This window comes from Pandoraea cepalis (assembly GCF_902459665.1).
GTDB lineage: Bacteria > Pseudomonadota > Gammaproteobacteria > Burkholderiales > Burkholderiaceae > Pandoraea > Pandoraea cepalis.
The window spans coordinates 1-1,275 of record NZ_CABPSL010000047.1; the positions used below are offsets into that span (position 1 = coordinate 1).

A 1,275-nucleotide genomic window follows, 5' to 3' on the forward strand; every position below is an offset into this window, starting at 1 on the left:
TGATCCTGCCCCGGTTTCACGTACATGAGGAATTTGTTAATTTCCTGTTTGTACGGAGGGTTATATGTCAGAAAGATCAGTACCGAAAAGGCGATACACGGACGAATTCAAGATAGAGGCCGTGAGGCTTGGGGAGTCGGTCGGGCAGCATGAGGCTGCCCGCAGGCTTGGCGTACCGGTGGCGACATTGGGAAACTGGATACGGGGCGCGCGCGACGGCGTGAATCCAAGCGACACTCACGCCACGACCGCGACACGAACCACTCGCCCACTGAACGAGTTGGAGGCGGAGAACAGCCGGCTGCGAAAGGAGTTGGCCAGCGCGAAATTGGACATCGAAATTCTCTCAAAAGCGACGGCGTACTTCGCGAAGGGGTCGCGGTGAAGTACGCATGGATCGATACTCACCGCGACCAGTACAGCGTCAGTCGCCTGTGTCGGATACTTGATGTCTCGCGCAGCGGCTATTGTCAGTGGCGCTGCCGAGGAGCGAGCAAGCGTGCTCGTGCCAATGCAGCGCTCGATGTAGCGGTTAGCACCATTCACCGCGCCAGTCGTGGCAGCTATGGCCGTCCTCGCATCGTGCGACAGTTGCGTGAGCAGGGCCAATCGGCAAGCGCCGAGCGCGTGCGGCGTAGCCTGCTACGCCTGGGTTTGCGTCCAGTCTACAAACGCCCCTACCGGGTCACGACCGATTCGGCGCATCGCCTGCCGGTGGCACCGAACCTACTCGATCGTCGCTTCAACGGCTGGACGCTTGATCGGGCGTGGGTCAGCGACATCACGTTTGTCAGGACCAGCGAAGGCTGGCTGTATCTGGCGGCAATCCTCGATCTGGCAAGCCGGCGCATCGTGGGCTGGTCAATGTCCGAGCGCATCAATGCGGAACTGGTCTGCCAGGCACTGCGCAGCGCGTGTTGGCAACGCAAACCGGCGCCAGGATTGCTGTTGCATTCCGATCGCGGGAGCCAATACGCAAGTCAGATGTACCGGGATCTGGCCGCCGATTTCAAAGCCAGTATCTCGATGAGTCGTCGTGCCAATGCCTGGGACAACGCCCCGATGGAGAGCTTCTTCAAGACACTGAAGGTCGAGAGAATCTATCAGGTTCACTATGAAACGAGAGCACAGGCGCGCCTGGACATCGTCGACTGGATCGAGGGCTATTACAATCGACAGCGCTTGCATACCTCGATCGATTTTCGTACTCCCGTCGACTACGAGGCCGCATTGCTTACCGCATGACTTGCTGTACGTGAAAACGAGGCAGGGTCA

At 59.1% G+C, this 1,275-nt stretch carries 1 protein-coding gene; it reads left to right on the forward strand.

The window, feature by feature from the left end; genetic code table 11:
* Positions 1–64: 64 nt before the first annotated feature.
* Positions 65–1,245, forward strand: a protein-coding gene (locus PCE31106_RS23855) for an IS3 family transposase (RefSeq protein ID WP_150564893.1) whose coding sequence is annotated in 2 segments (ribosomal slippage) — positions 65–347 and positions 347–1,245 — 1,182 coding nt in all. Because the reading frame shifts where the segments join, the coding sequence is not laid out codon by codon here.
* Positions 1,246–1,275: the final 30 nt, after the last annotated feature.